The 22,251-nt window shown below is 31.2% G+C and carries 32 protein-coding genes; 26 read left to right on the forward strand and 6 right to left on the reverse strand.

The genetic code is table 4. The features are described 5' to 3' along the window. Nucleotides 1-2,442, reverse strand: coding sequence for a hypothetical protein (locus MSU_RS01535; protein WP_013609778.1), 2,442 nt, complete (start codon nt 2,440-2,442; stop codon nt 1-3). Between the two features lie 167 nt (nt 2,443-2,609). On the opposite strand from MSU_RS01535, the gene MSU_RS01540 reads away from it, so the two are divergent. The 9 genes from MSU_RS01540 to MSU_RS04910 all read left to right on the forward strand — a co-directional run bounded on the left by MSU_RS01540 (nt 2,610) and on the right by MSU_RS04910 (nt 7,076). After that, nucleotides 2,610-2,960, forward strand: a complete 351-nt coding sequence (locus tag MSU_RS01540) for a hypothetical protein (protein WP_013609779.1) — start codon at nt 2,610-2,612, stop codon at nt 2,958-2,960. Further along, nucleotides 2,960-3,592 carry a hypothetical protein gene (locus MSU_RS01545; RefSeq protein ID WP_013609780.1) on the forward strand — a complete coding sequence of 211 codons (633 nt, stop codon included), beginning with the start codon at nt 2,960-2,962 and terminating at the stop codon, nt 3,590-3,592. The genes MSU_RS01540 and MSU_RS01545 overlap by 1 nt, the downstream gene beginning before the upstream one ends. Before the next feature lie 34 nt (nt 3,593-3,626). Then, a complete protein-coding gene (locus tag MSU_RS01550; RefSeq protein WP_013608966.1) occupies nt 3,627-3,986 on the forward strand; it encodes a hypothetical protein in 360 nt (119 codons plus the stop codon). 2 nt (nt 3,987-3,988) lie between these two features. Beyond that, a complete protein-coding gene (locus tag MSU_RS01555; RefSeq protein ID WP_013608967.1) occupies nt 3,989-4,693 on the forward strand; it encodes a hypothetical protein in 705 nt (234 codons plus the stop codon). 74 nt (nt 4,694-4,767) lie between these two features. Beyond that, nucleotides 4,768-5,121, forward strand: a complete 354-nt coding sequence (locus MSU_RS01560) for a hypothetical protein (protein ID WP_013608968.1) — start codon at nt 4,768-4,770, stop codon at nt 5,119-5,121. After that, nucleotides 5,121-5,795, forward strand: coding sequence for a hypothetical protein (locus MSU_RS01565; protein ID WP_013608969.1), 675 nt, complete (start codon nt 5,121-5,123; stop codon nt 5,793-5,795). Before MSU_RS01560 ends, MSU_RS01565 begins: the two co-directional genes overlap by 1 nt. 10 nt (nt 5,796-5,805) lie before the next feature. Continuing rightward, complete coding sequence (locus MSU_RS01570; protein ID WP_013608970.1) at nt 5,806-6,168, forward strand: hypothetical protein; 363 nt, start codon at nt 5,806-5,808, stop codon at nt 6,166-6,168. Continuing rightward, a complete protein-coding gene (locus tag MSU_RS01575; RefSeq protein WP_013609781.1) occupies nt 6,168-6,863 on the forward strand; it encodes a hypothetical protein in 696 nt (231 codons plus the stop codon). The genes MSU_RS01570 and MSU_RS01575 overlap by 1 nt, the downstream gene beginning before the upstream one ends. 81 nt (nt 6,864-6,944) lie before the next feature. Next, the gene (locus tag MSU_RS04910; protein WP_269763701.1) at nt 6,945-7,076 is read left to right on the forward strand and encodes a hypothetical protein; all 132 of its coding nucleotides are present in this window, start codon (nt 6,945-6,947) and stop codon (nt 7,074-7,076) included. Between the two features lie 38 nt (nt 7,077-7,114). On the opposite strand, the gene pth is transcribed toward MSU_RS04910, so the two are convergent. Continuing rightward, the gene (pth, locus tag MSU_RS01580; RefSeq protein ID WP_013608972.1) at nt 7,115-7,693 is read right to left on the reverse strand and encodes an aminoacyl-tRNA hydrolase; all 579 of its coding nucleotides are present in this window, start codon (nt 7,691-7,693) and stop codon (nt 7,115-7,117) included. A gap of 61 nt (nt 7,694-7,754) precedes the next feature. Here pth and MSU_RS01585 point away from each other — a divergent pair, with 61 nt between their 5' ends. The 4 genes from MSU_RS01585 to MSU_RS01600 are packed head-to-tail and all read left to right on the forward strand — an operon-like array spanning nt 7,755 to nt 9,806. After that, nucleotides 7,755-8,462, forward strand: coding sequence for a hypothetical protein (locus tag MSU_RS01585; RefSeq protein ID WP_013608973.1), 708 nt, complete (start codon nt 7,755-7,757; stop codon nt 8,460-8,462). A 12-nt stretch (nt 8,463-8,474) separates the two neighbouring features. Beyond that, nucleotides 8,475-8,843 carry a hypothetical protein gene (locus MSU_RS01590; RefSeq protein ID WP_013609783.1) on the forward strand — a complete coding sequence of 123 codons (369 nt, stop codon included), beginning with the start codon at nt 8,475-8,477 and terminating at the stop codon, nt 8,841-8,843. A gap of 32 nt (nt 8,844-8,875) precedes the next feature. After that, entirely contained in the window at nt 8,876-9,448 is a 573-nt protein-coding gene (locus MSU_RS01595) for a hypothetical protein (protein WP_013609784.1), read from the forward strand. Nucleotides 9,449-9,452: 4 nt separating this feature from the next. Next, nucleotides 9,453-9,806, forward strand: coding sequence for a hypothetical protein (locus MSU_RS01600; protein WP_013608976.1), 354 nt, complete (start codon nt 9,453-9,455; stop codon nt 9,804-9,806). A gap of 144 nt (nt 9,807-9,950) precedes the next feature. Here the strand turns inward: MSU_RS01600 and MSU_RS04635 are convergent, their stop codons facing one another. Further along, nucleotides 9,951-10,106 carry a hypothetical protein gene (locus MSU_RS04635; protein WP_158304034.1) on the reverse strand — a complete coding sequence of 52 codons (156 nt, stop codon included), beginning with the start codon at nt 10,104-10,106 and terminating at the stop codon, nt 9,951-9,953. 1 nt (nt 10,107) lies between these two features. On the opposite strand from MSU_RS04635, the gene MSU_RS04540 reads away from it, so the two are divergent. The 13 genes from MSU_RS04540 (at nt 10,108) to MSU_RS01665 (ending at nt 17,379) form a co-directional block, all read left to right on the forward strand. Then, nucleotides 10,108-10,446 (forward strand): hypothetical protein, encoded by a 339-nt coding sequence (locus tag MSU_RS04540; RefSeq protein ID WP_148221836.1) that lies wholly within the window; start codon nt 10,108-10,110, stop codon nt 10,444-10,446. Nucleotides 10,447-10,451: 5 nt separating this feature from the next. Further along, nucleotides 10,452-10,805 carry a hypothetical protein gene (locus MSU_RS01610; RefSeq protein WP_013608978.1) on the forward strand — a complete coding sequence of 118 codons (354 nt, stop codon included), beginning with the start codon at nt 10,452-10,454 and terminating at the stop codon, nt 10,803-10,805. Between the two features lie 25 nt (nt 10,806-10,830). Then, nucleotides 10,831-11,451: a hypothetical protein gene (locus tag MSU_RS01615; RefSeq protein WP_013609786.1), complete on the forward strand. Its 621-nt coding sequence runs from the start codon at nt 10,831-10,833 to the stop codon at nt 11,449-11,451. 7 nt (nt 11,452-11,458) lie between these two features. Beyond that, nucleotides 11,459-11,809, forward strand: a complete 351-nt coding sequence (locus MSU_RS01620; protein WP_013608980.1) for a hypothetical protein — start codon at nt 11,459-11,461, stop codon at nt 11,807-11,809. 21 nt (nt 11,810-11,830) lie between these two features. Next, nucleotides 11,831-12,409 carry a hypothetical protein gene (locus MSU_RS01625; protein ID WP_013609787.1) on the forward strand — a complete coding sequence of 193 codons (579 nt, stop codon included), beginning with the start codon at nt 11,831-11,833 and terminating at the stop codon, nt 12,407-12,409. A gap of 13 nt (nt 12,410-12,422) precedes the next feature. Further along, complete coding sequence (locus tag MSU_RS01630) at nt 12,423-12,800, forward strand: hypothetical protein (protein WP_013609788.1); 378 nt, start codon at nt 12,423-12,425, stop codon at nt 12,798-12,800. An 80-nt stretch (nt 12,801-12,880) separates the two neighbouring features. Beyond that, nucleotides 12,881-13,483, forward strand: a complete 603-nt coding sequence (locus MSU_RS01635) for a hypothetical protein (RefSeq protein ID WP_013609789.1) — start codon at nt 12,881-12,883, stop codon at nt 13,481-13,483. Between the two features lie 248 nt (nt 13,484-13,731). Beyond that, nucleotides 13,732-14,136, forward strand: coding sequence for a hypothetical protein (locus MSU_RS01640; protein ID WP_237696904.1), 405 nt, complete (start codon nt 13,732-13,734; stop codon nt 14,134-14,136). A 61-nt stretch (nt 14,137-14,197) separates the two neighbouring features. Continuing rightward, nucleotides 14,198-14,779, forward strand: a complete 582-nt coding sequence (locus tag MSU_RS01645; RefSeq protein WP_013609791.1) for a hypothetical protein — start codon at nt 14,198-14,200, stop codon at nt 14,777-14,779. Nucleotides 14,780-14,799: 20 nt separating this feature from the next. Then, the gene (locus MSU_RS01650; RefSeq protein ID WP_013608986.1) at nt 14,800-15,396 is read left to right on the forward strand and encodes a hypothetical protein; all 597 of its coding nucleotides are present in this window, start codon (nt 14,800-14,802) and stop codon (nt 15,394-15,396) included. Between the two features lie 87 nt (nt 15,397-15,483). Next, nucleotides 15,484-15,933, forward strand: coding sequence for a hypothetical protein (locus MSU_RS01655; RefSeq protein WP_013608987.1), 450 nt, complete (start codon nt 15,484-15,486; stop codon nt 15,931-15,933). A 93-nt stretch (nt 15,934-16,026) separates the two neighbouring features. Continuing rightward, on the forward strand, nt 16,027-16,647 hold the full coding sequence (locus MSU_RS01660; RefSeq protein WP_013608988.1) for a hypothetical protein: 621 nt from the start codon (nt 16,027-16,029) through the stop codon (nt 16,645-16,647). Between the two features lie 78 nt (nt 16,648-16,725). Further along, entirely contained in the window at nt 16,726-17,379 is a 654-nt protein-coding gene (locus tag MSU_RS01665; protein WP_013608989.1) for a hypothetical protein, read from the forward strand. A gap of 47 nt (nt 17,380-17,426) precedes the next feature. On the opposite strand, the gene MSU_RS01670 is transcribed toward MSU_RS01665, so the two are convergent. Genes MSU_RS01670 through lysS form a run of 3 tightly spaced genes read right to left on the reverse strand, consistent with a single transcriptional unit; the run spans nt 17,427 to nt 22,235 of the window. After that, entirely contained in the window at nt 17,427-18,206 is a 780-nt protein-coding gene (locus tag MSU_RS01670) for a 5'-3' exonuclease (protein WP_013609792.1), read from the reverse strand. Nucleotides 18,207-18,266: 60 nt separating this feature from the next. Further along, nucleotides 18,267-20,747: a DNA polymerase III subunit alpha gene (locus tag MSU_RS01675; protein ID WP_013609793.1), complete on the reverse strand. Its 2,481-nt coding sequence runs from the start codon at nt 20,745-20,747 to the stop codon at nt 18,267-18,269. Between the two features lie 42 nt (nt 20,748-20,789). After that, nucleotides 20,790-22,235, reverse strand: coding sequence for a lysine--tRNA ligase (lysS, locus tag MSU_RS01680; protein ID WP_013608992.1), 1,446 nt, complete (start codon nt 22,233-22,235; stop codon nt 20,790-20,792). Nucleotides 22,236-22,251 lie beyond the last annotated feature (16 nt).

Below are 22,251 nucleotides of genomic sequence, written 5' to 3' on the forward strand. Positions count from 1 at the left end.
TTATGCGAATAACTTTAACTTCTTAGATAGTAACATTCCAATTCCCCCTACTAACCCTCCTCCAGTAACCACCCCAGCAATTACTGAAGCTAGAACTGAACCACTCTTTCAGAATGAAGATGACTCACTAGAACCAGCATTTTCGCTAGTTGAGAAATAGAAAAGTGAATCAGAATTTTCTGGGAATATCATATAAGAATTTCTCTTATTAAGTTTAAATTTAGTTTTCCCAGTAATATTAACTTTTTGAGAATTATCCACTAATTGACCGGGAGATAGATTTTTAAGAGAATTTCCCTTATATTCAATGGAGACTTCTATATAGTCTCCAGCTTCTCCAACTTTTTTGAATTCAAAGTCTGAAAGAGCTAAATTAATTTTTTGACTTCTTCTTTCGTGATTAATTCTGAATAAATCTTTGAAATTATTAGTTTTGATTATTTCTTCTAAGTTCAAAACTTGAGACTTAGGGACTAGATATTTATCAAAACTATTTTTAAGAGTTACTGGGGAATTTTTATAGTGAGTAAATCAGTCATTAAATATGCTTTGCTCTTCTGGCTTAATGTTTTTGGATGTTAGTTGATATTTTTCAGTACCTTCTAGAATATCTTTTTCAGATAACTTAAGGTCCACGTGGTCCCAGAAGTACTTACCTATTCTCTGACTAGTTTGTGCTGTAATGATTTCTTCAGTACTTGAGAATTTGTCTTTTCTGATATATCCTTTGTCAGAAAAATTAGGTAAGAATTGAAGGTCAGAGTATTCAATCTTTTTATTTTTGTCAGACAAGAAATCGTAGTATTCTATTGATACTGCAGGACTAAAGTCACTTCCTGTAATTTTTATATTTAGGAGATCTAGCCACTCCTTGGTGAGTGGCACAAATTTATTCTTATTGTTTTCTGGATTTGTAGATACAGAGTAGAAAAGTTTTTCCAACTTTTCTTGATTTTTTAGTTCTGAATAGTAATAGTTTTTCAATTCATCTTGGTCAAGAAGTATTGAGTGAAACAGGTTAAATCTTTGCTTGATAATAGATAGATTCAATTTGTATTTGAAAGATTCCTTATTTGGAGAAACCATTTTTATTTTTGAGTTATTTGAATTAACTAGTAACTCAAAGTTAGAGAAGGAGTAATTAGAGAATTTATTGTCTGAGTTCTCCAATTTGTAACTCTTTCCTTCTAGAACATCTTTTAGTTGGAAATCTATTTTGTGTTCTTTTCCATCTAACTTGAATTTCATTTGATAATTCAGATGAGGGCTAATCTTTCAGAAAGCATCAAGTTCTTTGATTTTGTCGTAATTTAGATAGATTGATAGTTGAAGAACTTGATTGCTTGATTTAGGAGCCAAAGGCTTTTTCTTTGGGGCAGAAATTTTGCTATCAATTACTTTTATTTCCGGAATAAATACATTGTCAAAGTCAATGTATCATATTTTGTCGTTATTGTCTTGAGCCTCGTTTACTTGATATTGCACAGGTCTATTTAGCATTCACTCTCCTAGTGAATAGTAGAAGTATTGTGTTGTTCAACTGTTCGGCACTTTGTATTTGTATCCAACATATCCAGAAGAGTAAATATTTTTATCTCTGTTGTATCAGAAGAATGATCAGAAGTCCATTACATTTATTTGGTGACATTTAGAGTCGAATCCTTCAGAAATGAAGGATCTGTGTTCCTTTAAATCTTTATCTTGTTTTGTTTCTAAGTTTTGGCAAGTAACTTTTTCTCCTTGAAAGTTGTGATAAATATCACTTCATCTTTTGGGATGAAGTTTTAGATTTCCATATTCTACTTCGGAAATAACATTATTTTCTTTATTTAGTTGGCCATTTTTTCAGTATCCAGAGAATATTTCAATTGCCTTATTAACTGGGAAGGCATGATTTAATTGCACAATTTTCTTGTGCATTTCAAAAGGTTTTTCAATTTTTTCAGGAAGACTTAAAGAGAGAATATTTTTTAATTGATGACCAGAACCTTTTCCATCAATTCAATTGATATTTAGATTGTCATCTCTATACGGGAATTGACCCATATTAGTTTTGTAGTACTTGTAATCTTTCATATGTCTTATTTCATTTAGTCATACTTTTTTGTATGCACTTTGATATGACTCGCTGGAGTCATATTGTTTTTTGTCGAAAACTAGAACATTGTCTTCAAATGTATATTTATCTCAGTATTTTCATTCTGAGTATCTGTTGTAGTAATTGTCATAAATCATGACATTAACGGGAAGAAGTAGATTTGAGTCATGTTTTTGAGAATTAAAGGATTCAAGATTTTGCTTGAATTCTTCTTGTAGAAGAACTTCTTTATTCTTCAAAACATTTTGTTGAATAATTCTGTCTAGGTCAATTTGACTTGTTTCAGTTATTAAACTACTGGTTAGTAGTGTGGCCGGTAGGCCATATAATAGTTTCACACTCATCTTATTCTCTCAGCTCTTTTCACTCCCTTAATGTCTTTTTCGGCAAAAAAGGCATAAAAATTACTGAATTTCAAAAATAATTTAGGGAAAATTTCCCTCAATTAGCCTATTTTTCTTTATCCAAGAAAGATAAAAAATTTAAATATAATAAGGTTTTCTAGCATACATTGGTAGCTCTCAAACTACTTGGCATCTTCGCTACTTCTGCAGGAATTGGTTTTCCAATAGTTTCTTCTTTTAGGGAAAATTCTTTCCCTAAAGCTTCAGAAATGACTGAACAAGCTAAGTCTGCCCTAAAAGTTAAGTGAATGGGAGGGGAAGCTGAAGAAAAACTTGAAACTCTTTTGAGGGGATTAGGAAAAGTTGTCGATAATAAAGAAGGTAAAAAAGAGGAAATTTTGGGTTTAGAAATTAAATCTTGAGGAACTTTTGAAGATGATATTTGCCAAAAATTAGGATTTTCCGGAACTAATTCCCTAACATCTGGAATTAGTTGCGAAAAGAGTAATAAACAATAATGGCATTAGGAAACCTTTTATTCCCCATTGTCTTGGTTGGAGGACTGTCTGCGGGGGGGGCAGCTTCTTTTCTTATGAAAAGAGAATATGAAGGTAATGCAAACACACTAACACTATTTAAGAGAAAGGGATCAGGTAATTTAGGTTTAGGGATTCCCGAGAATCCCGACCTATCTAATAATCCTTCTTCTTTCCTATCTTTTGATAAGGAAGGCTGAAAACACAATACAAATAATCAGAATGGAGATTCATTCAGATTAACTACAGGAGTTCAAACTAGAAATTTATCTAGACAAGGAGGCTGAGAAGCTGTCCTGAAGAAAGAAGATGATCCTGAAATTAATAGAAATGAAAGTAATCGACAAAGTGTAAATACTTCTTCACAAGAAGTGAAAGTTGACAACAACTTTCACGGAGATCTAACTATTTATTTCGGAGGAGCTACTTGTCAAGAAATAGATCAAAAACTTGCAGACTTAAAACATAAAGATTGAAAAGAAGATGAAGGATTTTTGTCTTTCTTAGAAGCTAACGCTGCTAATTTTTTATTAACAAAAGATGGTTTCTTTAAGTGAAAGTGCCAAAACAAAGAAGATCCAAATTTCAATTCCGAACTTAAATTGGAAGATTAAAAAATCCATCTTTTAGAGAAGACAAAAATAATTAATGGTCGCTCTTAAATTATTGGGAATTTTGGCCGCTTCAGCCGGAGTTGGATTTCCTTTAGTTTCTTCTTTGAAGGAAACTAGTTTTCCTTCTGCAAAAGAAGTAACTAATAAGGCTAAATCAGCCATAAAAGTTAAGTGAGTGGGAAAAGGTTCTGAAGAAGAGTTAGGACTTTTCCTAAATGGATTAGGAAAAGTTATTGATAGCCCAAATATTGACGGAAATAAAGGAAAAGAAAAAATTCTGGGATTGGAACTTCAATCTTGAGGAATAGTTGATAAAGATATTTGCAAAAATCTTGGATTATCTGGAAGCGGAGCTATATTATCTGGAGTTAGTTGTGAAAAAAGTGTTAAGTAAAAATGGCTTTAGGTAATTTTTTATTACCTTTTGTTTTAGTAGGAGGTCTTGCTTCTGGAGGCGCAGCCTCCTTTCTGATTAAAAAAGAACATGAAGGAGATGCTAATACAATAACTATCTTCAAGAGAACTGAAGATAGTTATTTAGGTTTAGGAAATCCTGAAAATCAAGATCTTTCTAAAGAATCTTCAACTATTATTTCTTTAGATAAAGATGGTTGAAAACACAATACAAACAATCAAAATGGAAATTCCTTTAGATTAACTACAGGAAATCAAATTAGAACATTATCTAATAATGAGAAAATGGGATGAAGAAATGTTTTGCAAGAAAGTGAAATAGAAGATGATGGAGAAACTAATAAATCTAAAAAAGATAAAAGAGATTCTGAAGATCGAAGTGGAAATCAATTCCACGGAGATTTAACAATTTATTTGGGAGGAGCTACTTGTCAAGATATAAGTCAAAAATTTTCAGACTTAAGTTATCAACACCAAAAAAATGGGGGAAAAGAAGATACTTTTCTACCATTTTTTTCTAAAAGTGTTGATATGGCTAGATTTGATGAAAAGAATTTAAGTCTTATTATGTGAGAATGTCACAATTCAGAAGATAAAAAAGAATATGGGGAATTCTTGAAAGAGTTAAAGGAAGTTTTCCCTCAATGGGGAGGAACTTTCAATAATTTGAATTTCTTATTGCAATAATTTTTCAGGTATTTTTAATGGGTAAGTTTTCTGAAAATTATGCAAAATACAATAAATTTCTCTATATATAGTTAATGGTTGCTCTTAAGTTATTGGGAATCCTAGCTGCTTCGGCAGGAGTAGGATTCCCTTTAGTATCTTCTTTAAGAGAAAATCAATTTCCTTCTGCCGAAGAAGTAACTAGCAAAGCTAAATCAGCAATAAAAGTTAAGTGATTAGGGGAAGGTTCTGAGCGAAACTTAGGACTTTTCCTAAGTGGATTGGGAAAAGTAATTGATAGTAAGGAAGGCAAAAAGAATGAAGAAATATTGGGATTAGAAATTAAGTCTTGAGGAATGTTTGAGAAAGATGTATGTAAAAAACTTGGTTTAACTGGAGGAAATGCTTTGTTATCAGGTATTAGTTGTGAATTAAGCGCTAAAGAGTAATGGCTTTAGGACACTTTTTATTTCCTGCAGTTTTGGTAGGGGGATTGTCTGCGGGGGGGGCAGCAACCTTCTTGTTTAAGAAAGAACATGAAGGGGATGCAAATACATTAACTATTTATAAAAGAACTGGCGGAAGTCATTTAAGTTTAGGAGGTCCTGAAACTCAGGAACTTCCTCTGAGTTCAACTTCTATATTTTCAATAGATAAAGAAGGTTGACAACATAATATTGACAACCAAAATGGAAGTTCTTTTAAGTTAACTACAGGACATTACATAAGACATTTAGAGGGAAAAGGAAGTTGAGGGAAAGTATTGAAAGATGACTCAAGAGATGAAGATGTTGTTTCCGGAAGTAATGGAATTACTAGACCTTCTACTAGAAAAAGTAATGACAAATTTAATGGAGAACTAGTAGTTTATGTTGGAGGAGCAACTTGTGGCGACATAATTAAAAAATCTTCAGAACTTAAGTACAAGCTTAAAGAGCAAACAAAAGTGTTTGGTCAAAACAAAGATATTGTGACTGATTCAAAAACATCTAGTCTTTTAATGTGGGATTGTATGGATACAGCAGAACAAAAGAAATATGAAACATTTATGAAAGAATTTAGAGAAACATTCCCAGAATTTAATGGAGATTTAGAAAAGTTCTCTAAATCTCCTTCTGCATAACTTTTAAATAATGTTTGCTCTTAAGTTATTGGGAATCTTGGCTGCTTCAGCTGGAATTGGATTCCCTGTAGTCGCTTCTTTAAGGGAAACACAATTTCCTTCAGCTTCAGAAGTGACTAATCAAGCAAAATCAGTCATAAAAGTTAAGTGATTGGGAGAAGGATCTGAGCAAAACTTAGGACTTTTCCTAAGTGGTTTAGGGAAAGTAATTGATAGTCCTAATCCAAGTGGAGGGGGAAAGAAAGAAGAAGTTTTAGGTCTGGAACTTAAATCTTGGGGAATGTTCGAGAAGGATACTTGCAGTAAGTTAGGACTTACTGGAGGTAATGCTTTATTAGCTGGAATTAGTTGTGAATTAAGCGCTAAAGAATAATGGCTTTAGGTCACTTTTTACTTCCTTTGGTTTTAGTGGGAGGAGTTGCTTCTGGAGGTGCAGCAACTTTCCTATTTAAAAAAGAATATGATGGAGACGCAAACACCATCACAATTTATAAGAGAACTGGAGGAGGCCATTTAAAGTTGGGAGGCCCAGAAAAAGAGGAACTTCCATTAAGTTCAACTTCTTTTTTAGTAATAGATAAAGATGGCTGAAGGCACAATATAGATAACCAAAATGGAAGTTCATTCAGATTAACTACAGGTAATTACACTAGAGATGTTTCAGAACAAAAAGATTGAGCCAATGTTTTGAGAGAAGAAGAATTTGGGGATGATGGAAGAGAAAGTAAACATAGAAATCCTGTTGTACCTAAAGAGAAGAAAGGAAATAATAAATTTCACGGAGATTTAACAATTTATGTGGGAGGAGCTACTTGTGCAGACATAAATAGAAAGTTTTCAGATTTAAAACATAAATCTCTACAAGAAGGCCAAGAAAATTTTTTACCTTTCTTTGAGAAAAACTCAAATACTGAGAGAATTGATGAAAATCATTTAAGTCTTGTTATGTGAGAATGTCAAAATGCAGAAAATAAAAATTCAGATAAAGAATTTTTGAAAGATTTGAAAGAAGCTTTACCTAATTCACCAAGTAGTGTTGGAGAAAATCACTTATACTTTGTTCTTTAATTAGGAAGAAAATAAACTCCCCGAATAAAGGGGAGAATATTTTTTTAAGCTTTCTTTAAAGAGGAAAAATAACTGTTTATTTTGAAAAAAGCCATTTGCAAAGAAAAATTTTGAAATGCAGAGGAAATAATACAAGGATCAAATATAAAAATATTGTCTTCTGAGGAGTATGAATTTTTTAATGAGAAAATGCAAAAATACACAAAAGAATAAAAAGAATTATTTTTCCCCTAGATGGGGAAAAAATTTAGTTATCTTTTGATGTAATTTATTGGATTTTGAATCTCTTTTTCGTTTAGGGAAATAAATTTTTCAATAATAGAAAAGAAATTCTTCTCTAATGAAGATATTTGTTTTTCCTCTTCTGGAGAAAACTTATCCATAACAAAATCTTTAATTATTAGATTTTTCCCGCTTTGAGGTCTAATACCTACTTTTATTTTCAGAATACTATCAAGAGGAAAGAAATTTTCTAAATCTCTCACTCCATTGTGAGAAATTTTCTTTTCTTTCCTCTTAGTTAGTGTGTAACTCCCCAAAGGAACATCTAGCTCGTCATAAATTAATAGGACATTATTTATGTCTAATTTCAGAAAGTGAAATAACTTTATGAATGTTTTTCCTGAATTATTCATAAATTCATAAGGTTTGCAAAGAATAAATTTATTTCCATTCAGAAAATTACCTTTTGATATTTGAGAGCCTAAAAAGTTCTCAAATGGAGAGCAATTATGTAGTGAATGGAATTTATCTAGAATATGAAAACCAACATTATGCCTTGTGTTTTCATATTCTTTTCCTGGATTTCCTAAAGCTATTATTACCTTCATAGACACGAGAAATTATTTAAATTAAATTTTCGTAAAATTTAGTGCTTAAAAGTAAGAGTTAGTGGTGTTTTCTAATAGATTATTTTTATCTCTTTTGTTACCAGTTGGAGGAGTTTTGGGAGGAACAACAGCAATGTTGATTCCTCAGTTAAAAGAGGAAAAAAATAATCCAAATATTGTCACCCTATACAAGAGTAAAGATTCAGGAAAGTTGAGTTTAGGAGATGAAGAATTTAGCGCTAATAGAGAAGGGAAAGAAAAGAAAACTTTCTTTTTAAGATTTGGTGGTCAAACTTGAGAGTATGATAATTTGAAAGATTCAGGAGTAAATTCTGAAAGACCTCAAAGTTTTCACCTATCAGGTGAAAAAATGAAAGAACCAGAAACTAGGGAAAAATTTGAGTTCACTCCTCAAGAAGCTGAGGAAAAGATTAAAGAAGTAAAGAGAGAAGTTTCAGAGCTCCCACAAGAAAGTAATAGTCCACAAACAAATTCTTCTTCATGGCAAAAAATGAATCAGGAAACATTAAAGGTAGAAGAAAGGAATGGTGGAAATAGAGGAGTTCAAGATACTTTAGTAGATAACAGTCAAGAACATAATGGATCAGCTGAGATTTATTTGAAAGGAGTAAATTGTGATGGATTAAATAAAACTTTTGAAAATTCAAAAGTTAGAGAAAGAAATATGTTTGATCACAATACTTTTTCTATGAGAACTTATGAGGGAGGTAAGGTGTTAATTTGAAGTTGTATACAGAGAGAAAACTAAACTAAATAGGAGATGTTATTAAAAGCTTTAAGTATTTTGGGTATTGGAGCTGGAATGGGAGTTCCAATGGCATCTACATTAAAGGGAATGATTGTAAATAATGTAGATTCCATATTAGGATCAGCTGATTCTGTAGTAAAGATTGAGTGAATGGGAGAAAATATGAAGGATAAAGTTGGGGAAGTAATTAATGGATTAGGAGAAATTATTCATAAAGGTGAGAGGCAAGAACGATCTCAAAATGCTGCTGAGGTTATAGGACTTAGACTAACAACTTGAGGAACTTTTGATGATGATGTATGTAAAAATTTGGGATTCCCAGAAGATCCTGAAAAAGAGAAACAAAGTGGTTTGGGTTGCCATCAGGGAGTAAGAGTATAGATTTATGTTAGGTAAGTTTTTCTGGCCAGTAATTGTTTCTGCTGGAGCTTTCACGGGGGGGCGTAGCTTTTCTAGTTCCGGAGGCTCAGCCCTCTAAGGAACCAAATGTTTTAACTCTTTATAAGAAAAATTCTGATGGTCAACTAATTCTAGGTAAGAATCCTTTTGCTGATGCAAAAGGAAGACAAGAACAAGGGGTTGGAATAGCAACAATTGCTTTGCGAAAAGATTCTTGAAAATACAAAAAAGGTGATCAGGGAAATTCTCAATTAAATCTTTTGGGAGAATTTGCTCAAGAAGTCGAAGAAAGTAATAAAAATAGCTCCGAATGAAAACAATTAGTTAAGGATATGAAGCCTGAAAATCAAGAAGAAGGTCAAAATTCTGAACCTTCAAACCCATTAGATGGACTTAGTGGAACTGCAACTTTTTATATAGACAAGATAGATTGCAAAAATATTGGATTTAACTTTTCATTTTTGGATGAAGAAACTCAAAAGGTATTTAAGTTGACTGACGATAAGATTCCAGCAAAAATGTTCCCTAGCCAACAAGGAGGATTAGCTTATTGAAGTTGTCACGAGAGTTTAGAAACTCTCGAATAGATTTATGTTGATAAAAACTTTAGCTGTGTTAATTGCTAGCGCTGGAGCTGCTGTTCCAGCGGCAACAGCAATTAAGGATTCTGTATTTCCAAGTTCTCATTCAACATTGAAAAACTCTAAATCAATAGTTAGAGTTTCTTGAGTTGGTAAAGGAGTTCAACAAGAAGTAGGTAATTTAATTAATGGTTTCGGGAAAATGATTCACAATGAAAATTCAGATATACAAGTTAAAGGGGAAGTTATAGGATTGCAACTTGAAACTTCAGGAACATTTAATGAAAACATTTGCAAAGATTTAGGATTTGACTCTGAAGATAAAAAATCTGGATTAGCTTGTGAGCAATCCAGAAAAGGTTAAGTCCTTTTTCTAAAATAAACTAGCATATGCTAAGCAGTAAGCTATTGTTACCTATTTTGATTTCTGCAGGAACTATCGCGGGGGGGGAGTAACATTTTTAGTTCCGGAGAGAAAACCCTCCGAAGAACCTAATGCAGTTGTTATTTATAAGAAAAATTCTTCTGGATCCTTAGATGTAGGAATTAATCCTTTTGCTAATGCAGAAGGAAAGCCAGAGGAAGGGAGCAAAATAGGAGCTGTAACTTTACAGAAAGATTCTTGAAAATATAAATCTAAAGATCAAGATACTTCTTCTTTCACCTTGATAGGTGAAAAAGAATCACAAAAATTTTTGAAAAATGCTGAATGAAAAGGAATGGTTCAAAATACTGGAGAAGAAGAGCAAAAAGGATCTGAAAAGACTTCTTATTTAGAGAGATTAGGGGGTAAAGCTACTTTCTATGTAAAAGGTTTAGATTGCCGAGAAATTAATAGAAATTTCATAGTAGAGCCTGAAGAATCTCTTAAAGATAATTTCAACTTCAGAAAAGAAGAGCAACAAAAGAATAATGAAAGTCCCATTAAGTTCCTTTCTAATGGGAGTGGAATATCTTTCTGAAGTTGTCATCAAGATTTAAGTACTCTTCATAAATCTAGATAAGTTTTATGCTAGTTAAGTCTTTAATTGCTCTAATTGCTAGTGCGGGAGTCGCTGTTCCTGTTTCTTCAGCAATTAAAGACTCTTTCCATTCTAAATCTCATTCAGTTTTGAAAAATTCTGAATCCATAGTTACTTTGGAATGAACTTCTGGAGGGCTACAAGAAGAAGTTGGGCAGCTAATTAATGGTATAGGAAAAGTAATAAGAGGAGGAAATGTAAATCAATCTATGGGAGAAATAATAGGTTTAGAGTTACAAACTTCTGGAGCTTTTAATAAGGAGATTTGTAAAGATTTAGGCTTTACAAAAGAAAATGAAGAAAGCTCTTCTTTAGGTTGTGAGCAAATCAAGAAAGACTAAAATAACAATTTTTTAATTTAGTAACTTGGCAGGTAAATTTTTATTACCACTTTTAGCTTCTGTTGGGGCAGTAGCAGGAGGCGGATCAACTGTTTTATTTTTTCCCAAAAAGGATTCAAATGTTATTACTTTTTATAAGAAAAATTCTCAAGGACACTTAGATATAACTAACAAAAATCCTTTTGTTGATCCTAAAAAAGGATTAGAGGAAAAAGGAAATCAAATTGGTTTTGTAACTCTACAAAAAGATTCTTGGAAATATAAAGAAGGAAGTAAAAGTAATTTTTACCTAAATCTTTTTGGAGATACTGATCAAGAAGATCCTGAGCAAACAAAGAATTTAGTTTCAACTTCTAATTTGCAAAGAATGGTTAAAGATATTGATGCTGAAGGACAAGAATTTGAAAATTCTGAATCCTACTTAGATGGATTGAGCGGAAAAACAGTTCTTTATGTTAAGGGGATGAAATGTGACGAAATAGAAAGAAATTTCAATACAGAAAATAATTCAATTAGAAAATTATTTAATTTTCAAGAAGGAGAAAGAAATAGTGAAAATAAAGATCCAATAAAAATGATTCCAAATGAATCAGGAACAGGATTTGCTCTTTGAAGTTGCCATAAAAATATAAAAACGGTTAAGTAATTTTTAAATGTTTATAAAAGCATTAGCAGTTTTAATTGCTGGAGCGGGAGTTGCAGTTCCAGTTTCTTCAGCAATTAAAGATACTATAAGCCCAAATCATTATTCAGCTTTGGAAGAAGCTGAATCAATAGTTAGACTTGAATGAGTTGGAAAAGATATTCACAAGGAAGCGGGAAAGTTAATTAATGGTTTAGGAGAAGTTATAAGGGGAGATAAAGATGGGCAATCCAGAGGAGATTTAATTGGAGTGGAAATTCACACATCAGGAACTTTTAAAGAAGATATGTGTGAAAAATTAGGTTTTGATTCTTCCAATGTCAAAGCTGGATTGGCTTGCGAGCAAAGTAGCACTAACTAAAAATTCCAAAATAACTTTCATATGTTAGGTAGTAAGTTTTTAATTCCTTTGTTTGTTTCTGCAGGAACTATCGCGGGGGGGGGCGTAACATTTTTAATTCCAGAGGCAAAAGCCTCTGGATACTCAAATACTTTAACTCTTTTTAAAGAAAATTCTTCAGGCTCACTAGAAATAGGGGAAAGTACTTCTGCGCAAGCAGAAGGAAAAAGTGGAGGTCAAATAACTTTAAAAATAGATTCCTGAAATTTCAGTAATGATGGAAAAAATAATTCCTCATTTTCACTAAAAGGAGAAAAATGGGGACATCAAGAAGATACTAGTGATCCAAAATGAACTCCGATGATCCAAAATATTCAATCAGAAGATGAAAGAAAAAATGAAAGAATTCCATATTTGAGTAGCTTAGGGGGTGAAGTAACTTTTTATGTTAGTGGGTTAGATTGCAAGGGAATAAACAAAAACTTTTCTATAGAAAAAGATGAACAATTAAAGAAAGTTTTTGATTACAGAAATGAAGAGAAATTGAAGAATAATCAAGAGTCAATTAAGTTATTGGCCAATGGTGAAGGATTGGCAATTTTAAGTTGCCACCAAAACTAAGAAGTATTAAATTATGCTACTTAAAGCTTTAATTGCCCTAGCTACAGGAGCAGGAATAGCTGTTCCTGTTTCTTCGGCAATTAAAGATTCTATTTATCCTAGAGTAAGTTCTGTTCTGAAAAGATCTGATTCTGCAGTCAAACTAGTTTGGACTGCAGGAGGATTTCATGAAGAAGTTGGAGACATGATTAATGGATTAGGGAAAGTAATAAAAGGAGAAAAAGAGGGACAAACTAAAGGGGAAGTTATTGGATTGGAATTAAAAACTTCTGGCATATTTACTAAAGATATTTGTAAAACATTAGGTTTTAAGGAAAAAAATACTTCTGGATTAGCTTGTGAGCAAAGAATAGAGGGAAATGAAGAAGAAATTAAATCTCTAAGCCTTTAATTATTTTTTGACCCTTTGTGGGGGGGTCAAAAATTGTTTTAAAAATTTAAACTTTTAAATCAAAGGCTAGAGGGTTCTAAGTGTTACAAAAGTTAGTAATTCCTATAGCTCTTTTCTCTGGAGCTTTAGGGGGAGGAACAATTACTTTTTTCTCTAAAAATGTGAATGAACAAAACAAAAATTCAAATAATTTAGTTATTTATAAGGATGTGGAGGGAGGAAGTGTTGGAGGAAAAATAGTAATTGGTAATAGTTTGTCAGACAAACTAAAGACTAAAAAAGATCAAATAAATATTGTTGGCTTTTCAGGAGAGAAATGAAAAAGAGTAGATAGTGGTACTTCTTCCAATAAGAAAAATAAAAACACTTTAGTGTTACTAGGGAAAGAATCGGGAGGAGGGTTCTTTGATTCAGCTTTAGAATCAGTATCCTGATTATGAGGGGGAAGAAGTAATAATTTGGGAATTAATGCAAATTGAAAAGATATGACTAATGGAAATTCTCCTTCTGAACAAACACAGAAAAAGAAAAATTCTTCAACAGTTTATGTAAAAGGTCTTACTTGCGATTCCATAAAAAATGGAAAAAAAATTAAACAATACTTCCAAAATGGTGGTAGAGAAAATAACAATATTTCTGTAAGTTGTCAAAAAAGAAATCCAATTTCTTCAATTTTTGGTTAAAAATAATTTCCCCCCCCCTAATTTAGGGGAAAGTAAGTTAAACCTTTGAATAAATTATTGTTACCAATAGCTTTATTGTCTAGTGGAGCGCTGGGGGGGGGGGCACTTTCACTTTTCTGCAAAAAGATCAAAATAGACACAAAAACTCGAACAATTTAACAATTTATAACTGGGGAGGAAACAAAGGAGAGATACTTATAGGCAACGGACTTCAAGAGGAAGTAAAGCAAGTTGGAGGAATTTTAAAAATGGTAGGAAATATAGATGGTAAGTGAAAATCTGTTCAAGCTAAAGATAAAAGAGGGTTTAGTGAAAGATTGTTATTTTGATGATTAGGTAAAAGTCCAGAAACTCAATGATGGAATTTCTTCATTGAAAGAAATTCCGGATGATCTATAGAAAAAAATAAGAGACAAGAATTTGGTAAGGGTGGAGAGTGGAGTGAAATTATTAAGTCTGATAATACTGGAACTCAAAGTTCTACTGAAGGATCTACAAAAAGAGAGATATCAGAAATTTATTTAATGGGAGTTAGTTGCGAAGAATTCACTAAAGAGATAGAAAGTAAAGAAAAAATTAAAGAATATTTAAATGCGGAAATAAATTCAAAAAATATATCGATAAGTTGTAAAAATAAGAAACTTCAAATTTAGTTAATAAGAGGAATTTCTTCTAGAAGAAGGGGAGAAGAAATTTAATAAATAAAAGTTTTAAGTGTTAAAAACTCTTTTAGCTCCTGCACTTTTATTAACTACTGGGGCCGCTGGAAGCGGCACCATAACTTATTTATCTAAGGATCAAAACAGAAATAAAAATTCAAATAATTTCATAATTTATAGTTTCGGAGAAAAAGGAGAAATACTTATAGGAAATGAAATGCAAGAAGAAGTGAAACTAAAGAGAGGAAATTTAAAGATGATTGGAAATATAGATAGAGAGTGAAAATCTGTCCAAGCCAAAGATGAAAAAGATAGTAGTCAGAGATTTTTATTTTGATTATTGGGAGAAGATCAGAGGGAAGAATGATGAAATTTCTTTATAGCCAAAGAATCTGGTTGAACTCTAGAAAAACAAAAAAGACAACAGTTAGCAGGTTCTTCAAAGTGAAGTGAAATAACTAAAACTGAGGAAAAGAGTAAGAAAAATAAATCCTCAGAGATTTATCTTGCGGGAATTACTTGCGAAAAATTAGTTGAATTAATTAAAAAAGGGAAAAAGATTGAGAAATATTGAGAGCAAAAAATAAATTCTGAAGGAATAACAATTAATTGCAAAAATAAAAGTCCACAAATTTAGATGGAAATGAAACCACTTAAGTGTTAAAAACTCTCTTAGCTCCTTTACTTCTGATCTCTACGGGAGCAGTCGGAAGTTGAACTATAACTTTCTTTTCTAAAGATCAAAATAGGAACAAAAATTCAAACAATTTAACAATTTATAAAGAGCTTGAAAGTGGAGAAATTCTTGTCGGAAATCACCTACAAGAAACAGTAAAAACTAAAAATGGAAATTTAAAAATGATCGGAAATATAGACAATAATTGAAAGTTTGTCGAAGCTAAAGATAAAAAGGTTTCAAACAATAATTTTTTGTTTTGACTGTTAGGGAAAGATCAGGCAGATCATTGGTGAAATTTCTTTATTGAACAAAATTCTGATTGATTTTTAGAAGGTCAAGATAGACAAAAAATAGGAGGTAGAGAAAGATGAGGAGAAATAACTAAAAAAGAAGGAGTTGTTGGTCAAGAAATTTCTAAAGGAAATAGATCTTTAGAAATTTATTTAGAAGATGTTAAATGTCAAGATCTCATTGAAGAAATTAAGAAAAAAGACAAAACAAAAGAATATTTAGAAAATGAAAAAAATTCCAAAGGTTTAACAATAAAGTGCGTCGACAGAAAACCACAAATTTAATTAGTTAGTAGTTTTTTTCTCGCTCCCCAAAAGGGAGCGAGAAAAAATAAAAGATTAAAAATCTAACTAAAATTTAAGGAATTTCAGATGCTAAAAAGTCTTTTAGTTCCTGTACTTTTATTAACTACTGGAGCCGCTGGAAGCGGCACCATAACTTATTTATCCAAAGATCAAAATAGGAATAAGAATTCCAATAATTTAACTTTTTACAAGCAAGGAAAAGATGAAAACCCTGAATGATGAAATTTTTTGATTGCCCAAAACTCTAAATGATATTTAGATAGTAGTAAGAGACAACAGTTGGGAGGGAATTCATCTTCAGGAAAATGAAGTGAAATGCTCCAATCTACTGGTTCAAGTAATTTATTAGATAAATCTAAAGAAAGTAAATCTTTAGAAATTTTTCTGGAAGATTATAGGTGTGATCAACTTATTAAAAAAATTCAAGAAAAAGAGAATATAAAGAGTTACTTAGAAGAAAAAGTAAATTCTGAAAAATTATTAATAAATTGTGAAGATAAAAAACCACAAATTTAATTAGACTTAACTAAAAGCCCTCTGTTAGAGGGATTGAAGAGACAAAAAAGTCTAAAAAAACCTAAAATTTGAACTAAAATCACTAACTTCTAAATGCTAAAAAATCTATTATCATCTGTTTTTTTACTGACAACTGGAGCTGCCAGTAGCGGAACAATTTCTTTCTTCTCCAAAGATCGGAGAAGAAATAGAAATTCAAATAATATATCTATTTTTAAACAAAAAGAAGATGGAAAAATATTTGTCGGCAATGGAGAAAGAGAAGACATAAAGAGAGAAAGAGGAAATTTAAAAATGGTAGGAACTAAAGAAAATAAATGACAATACATAAATGCTGAAGATAAGGATTTAAAAAATCAAACCCTTTTTTGACTTTTAGGAAAGGTAGAAGATCCTATATGATGAAATTTCTTTATCTCTCAAGAATCCTTTTGAATTCTGGAGAGCAATAATCGAAATAGATTAGCGAACAATACTTGAGGGAATATGTTGAAGTCAAACTCAAATAGTTATTTTGAAGATAAAAAGCAAACTTCAGAAATTTTTTTGGAAGGAATTCAATGCAAAGAGCTGCAGGATGCAATTAATAAGAGTAAAGAGAAATTAAAGTGACAACTTCAAGGAGAAAAAAATAATTTTCCCATTATCTTTTCTGGGACAGAAAAATCTACTATATCTTTAAGTTGCGAAGATAAATCTTCAGTGTTAATCTAGTTATTTTTAAGATTTCCCTTAACAAGGGAAATCCTTTCGTAGAGCATAAAATTCTAACTGGCAAATAAATAAAACCTTATGCTCCAAAAGCTAGTACTACCTATAGCTCTCTTTTCTGGAGCTATAGGTGGAGGAACAATAACTTTTTTCTCTTCCAATGAGGAGAAGAAAAATGAAAATTCTAATAATTTAGTTATTTTTAAACAGGGCGAAAATGGAGAAATAGTTATTGGAAGTGGATTAAAAGAAGATTTAAATAACAAATCAGGTAATTTAAAAATTGTTAGAGGTCAAGGATCAAATTGAAAAGGTGCTGAAGCTAAATCAAAAACAGAAAGTAATAAAGAATTGTTTTGATATATGGGAAAAGAAGACAGTGTAAATTGACTGTCTTCTTTTGTTTCTTCAATTTCTTGATTATGAGGGGGTAGAGAAAGAACTCAGTTAAATGAGAGTAGCTGAAAAAATATAGTTAAATCAAATTCTCAGGAAAGACAAATATTGCCAGACAATGGGAAGCAAGAGGCTTCAACCTTTTATCTAAAAGGAATTACATGTAAAAATCTATTAACAAAACTCAAAGAAAAGAAGAATAATTTACAAGGAGAGTTAAAAGAAGGAAATCAAGCTTTGATTTTCAATTTAAGCGGAAATGATCAAAAACCCATTTCAGTTAAATGCGTCAATCAAACTTTCTTAAATAAATTAATGAAAAAGCAAGCAACTGTTTAGTTAGGTAACTCTCTTCCCCCCCCAAATAGGGGGGGAAAGGAGAAAGCCTAATTAAGAAGAGTTGTGGGGGTTGTTGGTTTTCCTAGCAAGAAATCAGAGATTTCAAATTTGTAATCTAAGTCAGTCTTTATTCTAGATATTTTTAGGAACAACTTTATTTGTTCCTCATTTTCTAGAATACTTTGTCTTAATTTTTCTTCTTGTATTTCTTCTAAAGAAGACAGAAAAATATTTTCTGTCTTAAATTGTTGTATTAGTTTGGTTGCTGTTTTAGGGCCAATTTTTGGAATTCCAGAATAATTATCGGAAGCATCTCCCGATAAAGCTTTTAGTAATGGAATTTGCGAAGGCAATAATCCCTCATTTAATTGGGAGAAATTTAAGTGATTATTGACTTCAATTTGGAAAGATTTCCCAACTCTATAGACAGAGATTAAATGATCAACTAGTTGAAAAAAATCTCTGTCAGTAGTGAAGATATCTACTTTAAAGTCGTATTCGGATAAAGATTTAGAAATAGTTCCAGCTAAATCATCTGCCTCATAACCCTTGGGAGCATATACGACTTTAAGTCCTGTTTCTGATACTGCAGAAACAGCTTCAGGAAGTCAACTAAGTAATTCTGGAGGCATTGGATCCCTATTAGCTTTATATTCTGGAAGTAATTCAGTTCTGAAGCTTTTTCTGTCAATATCAAAAATCATTACTCCGTGAGAGTAATTATTTAAAGTAGTTCACTTACGAACTTGTAAAAGTAGTAAGTTCATAAATTTCTTTTTCATTTCGGGAGTATCTCTCTTTTTTTCTGCATCTAAAGAAAAAAACATTTATATATGAGAGAGCTTCCGTCAATTAGGATAGCTCTCTTGGGCGCGCTTACCATTTATTTAATTTTCTCCAATTAAATAATCCAACTTAAAGTTGAGATTTTTAATTTGCTTATCTCTAAAGTCTTCTTTTTCTTGCTCAGAAAATTCTCTAATTTCTTTTTTATTTGTCCCAAAAATTAGCTTTTTATAAAGAGAATCTCATTCAAAAGATAAATATAAGGGATTTTCTTCACCAGAAAATATTGGATTAAATCAACCAAGATAATTTAATTTCTCTATATCTTCTCTAGTTATTCCGTTAGAGAGGAGGAGAGAAATTAAATTACTTAAATTTGAGGAATTATTTTTTATTTCAGATTCAATCTTTTTAACTAATTGAAATAGTTGAGAAGATCCATATTTAATTCCATTAAGTCCTATATAAAACTCTTTTTTTTCTGAGTCAAAAAATCCTGTGTGACTTACCTTATTTAAGAAATTAATTACCTTAATTTTGTAGCCCATAGACTTAATTTCTTCCAAACAACTTTCACTTAATCCCTCTCTTTTAATTGCTGAAATAAAAAATTTTTCACAATAATTAGCTTTTAGATATGCTGCTTGAAATGAAAGCGCAGCATAAGCTACAGCATGAGATTTATTAAAGCTGTACTTTCCAAAAGTATTTATGAAATTTCAAATTTGATTAATTTCGAAATTATTTCTCTTTTTTTCTCTAGCTAAAGAGAAAAATTCTCTTTTTAAGGAAGATAATTCTTCTATTTTGTTTTTTTGAAGAATTATCCTGTACTTGTCAGAACTAGAAAGTGACATTCCTGTCACTTTAGAAACTATATTCATTATTTGTTCCTGAAAGAGAATTATTCCTCTAGTTTCTAGTAATAATTCTCTTATTAGGGGAGGACAATTGGAATCTTTTGGAGATTTATAGTTCAGGAATTTAGAGATATGTTTATTTATTCCTGGACGAATAATAGCTAGTAATTGAGCTAAGTCTGAAATAGACTTGAGCTCAAACATAGGAATAATACTTTTTATATAACTACTATCTAAGTGAAAGAGATAGTAAGTTAGTCCTCTATTTAGAAGATTTCAAGTATTTTTATCTTCAAAATTTATCTCAAATAATTGTTGGCTCGAAAAGCCAATATCTTTTATTATTTCTGAGATAAATTCCAGATATTGAGAGGATAGGAGGTCAAATTTTTGTAAGTGGATATAAGAAGTTGAGCTGTATTCCAGTGGAGTCACTGGAAATACAGAATTATCATCTTTATATGTACTTTCTAGGAAAGTACTAAATATAGGAATAATTGAGGAAGGGTGCGGTTGTATTAGAAAAGGTAAATCAATTAATTTACCTATCAATTGACTATCCTTTTCTTCTTCAGAAAAAACTTTTTGAAGAGCTGCAAATATTGAATTAATATTTTTTATTCTCTTCAAAATTGAAGGAATAATAAAACTTTCTTCTCCAAATGTACTTTGGAGAAATTTCAAAATTTCTAGTCTTCTAGATCCCTCAATATCAATATCTAAGTCTGGCATTCTCTCAGAAGTTTCATTCAAGAATCTATCTAAAAGTAACCCATATTTAAAAGGATCAATTTGATTCACTCCCATAAGGAAAATGAGAAGACTTCCGCAGGAAGATCCTCTTCCAGGACTTATCAATATATTTGACTTTTGAATATACTGAGTTAATTCTCAAACAATTGAGAAATAATCTCAGTATCCTTTCAAGTCGAATAAATTAATTTCTCTCTTGTATCTTTTTTGATATTCCAATTGTTTTTCTTTTGGAAATTCAAGAATATATTTTTCCAATCTACTAGAACAATGCTCTAGTATTTCTCCCCTTTTATTTTTTTTAAAGAGAGAAAGTTGAGATTTCTCCCTTAGGGAATAAAAGTTACATTCTTTCAGAAGTTTTATTAGATTTTTTATTCGCTGAACATTATTGTTTTCTGAGTAATTATTTAATAAATAAGAATTTTTGAGATGGGAATTAAGCTCTAGCTCTCTTGAAAAACTACTTTTATTTTTGAGGGAAGAGACTAAGGCGAAAAGATCGTAGTCTTCTTCTTTTAAAAATAAATTTTCTCTAACTGAGATTCCCTGAGGGCAATCAGAATTGGCGATATAAAAATCCTGATCATCTTTTCAAGGTATAGATTTTTCATCTCCTGAGATGAAAATCTTGATAATTTGAGATCATTCATTATCTTCTAGTAATTCATTTTTATTAGTGAATCTAGAAAGGGCTTCATAGCCCTCATAATTTTTAGGTATTAAAAGTCATTCAGAAGAATTCTCTCATATATAGTGGAGAGATAATAAGGGAATCAATCCCTTATTTTTAGCTTTTAAGTGAAAAGTGGGAAAATGTTTTATTCACTGACTTTCAGTGAAAAAAACATGTTTATGTTTATTTTTAAGACTAAATTCAATAAGTTGATCCATTGATATAGTGGATTCAAATATTGAATGATTAGTCTTAACAAATAATTGAGGAAGAACTAACTTGTTATTTTTCATTTTTTAAAAAAGGAGAGCTTACTCTCCTTTTAATTTCTTTAATTACCCCTTTAGGTGGGGGAAAGCAATAATTTCTTTAATAGATTGTCTATTTAGGAGGAACATAATGAGCCTATCTAGCCCTATTCCTACACCTCCTGTCGGCGGAAGACCATATTCCAGGCAAGAAATATAGTCATAATCTACTCCCCCTTGTGAGGTTTCTCTGGAAGCTTGTAACTTAAATTGATTTAGTTGTTCTTCTGGATCATTTTGCTCCGAGAATCCATTAGCTAATTCAACTCCATCCATATATAGTTCAAAACGTCTAGCAAATCTTTCATTACTGAAATCCTTTTTAGCCAATGGAGAAAGCTCAGAACTAAAACCATACACAAATGTAGGGTTTTTTAGTTCTGGAGAAATTAAGTCTTCAAATAGTTTTTCATAAATACTTGATCAATTCTTTTCATGTTCTTCTAAGTGAATATTTCACTTAGAGGCTAGTTTAAGCATTTCTTCCAAAGAAGGAGGATTATTTAGGAAATCAACATTTAATTTTTCTTGCAAAAGTTCTCAAATAGCTTTTCTTTCGAAAGTTAGAGAAGAAATCCCTCTCTGCCTTTCTTCTCCGGCAGTTCTTTCCGATATCAACTTATTTAGATGTAGAATAATGTTTTCTGTTAAGTCCATTGTTAACTCCATATCTAAATAAGTTGTATATATTTCTATAGAAGTAAATTCTGGATTGTGAGTACTATCTATTCCTTCATTTCTAAAGGATTTACCAATTTCAAATACTTTGGTAAATCCTGAAACAATTAGTCTTTTTAGGTGAAGTTCAGTAGCTATTCTTAGGAATAGTTCCTCTTTTAGGGAATTGTGAAAAGTTTTGAATGGCTTAGCAACAGCTCCTCCAGCTATTTTGTGAAGTATTGGAGTTTCAAACTCTAAGTATCCAAGACTATTTAGATAATTCCGAAGCTCAAAAATAATTTTTGATCTTCATCCTAAGTCTTCTAGTAGATCATTATTTACTAGAAGAGCTCCCACTCTATTTCTCATCATTAATTCAGGGTTGGTAATTCCAACCCTTTTTTCTGGTAAAGGTTTTAGAGATTTAGAAATAATTTGCAGAGAGGAAACATTAACAGTAAGTTCTCCTGTTTTAGTGGTAAACAAATTACCACTAATACTTAAATAGTCTCCTATGTCTACAAATTCATCAAAATATTTAAATAGTTCTTTGCCCTGATCTTCTTTTATATTTATATATGCTTGTAGTCTTTTCCCGTTTTCTGACAGGACAAAGAAAGTTCTTCTTATAAGTAGAACTCTTCCCGCACAACAGAAGGATTGAGTTATCTCTAGACCTCTAGAGATAACATCAGAAAGAGAGAAGGTTACATCAACTTTTTCTACTTTATAAGGTGATTTTCCTAGTTCAATGAGCTTATTTAACTTCTCTCTTCTAACTATTTCTTGATCATTTAGTTTTTTAAAATCCATAGTTTTTTAATTTATT

This window comes from Mycoplasma suis str. Illinois, assembly GCF_000179035.2.
Lineage (GTDB): Bacteria > Bacillota_I > Bacilli_A > Mycoplasmatales > Mycoplasmoidaceae > Eperythrozoon_A > Eperythrozoon_A suis.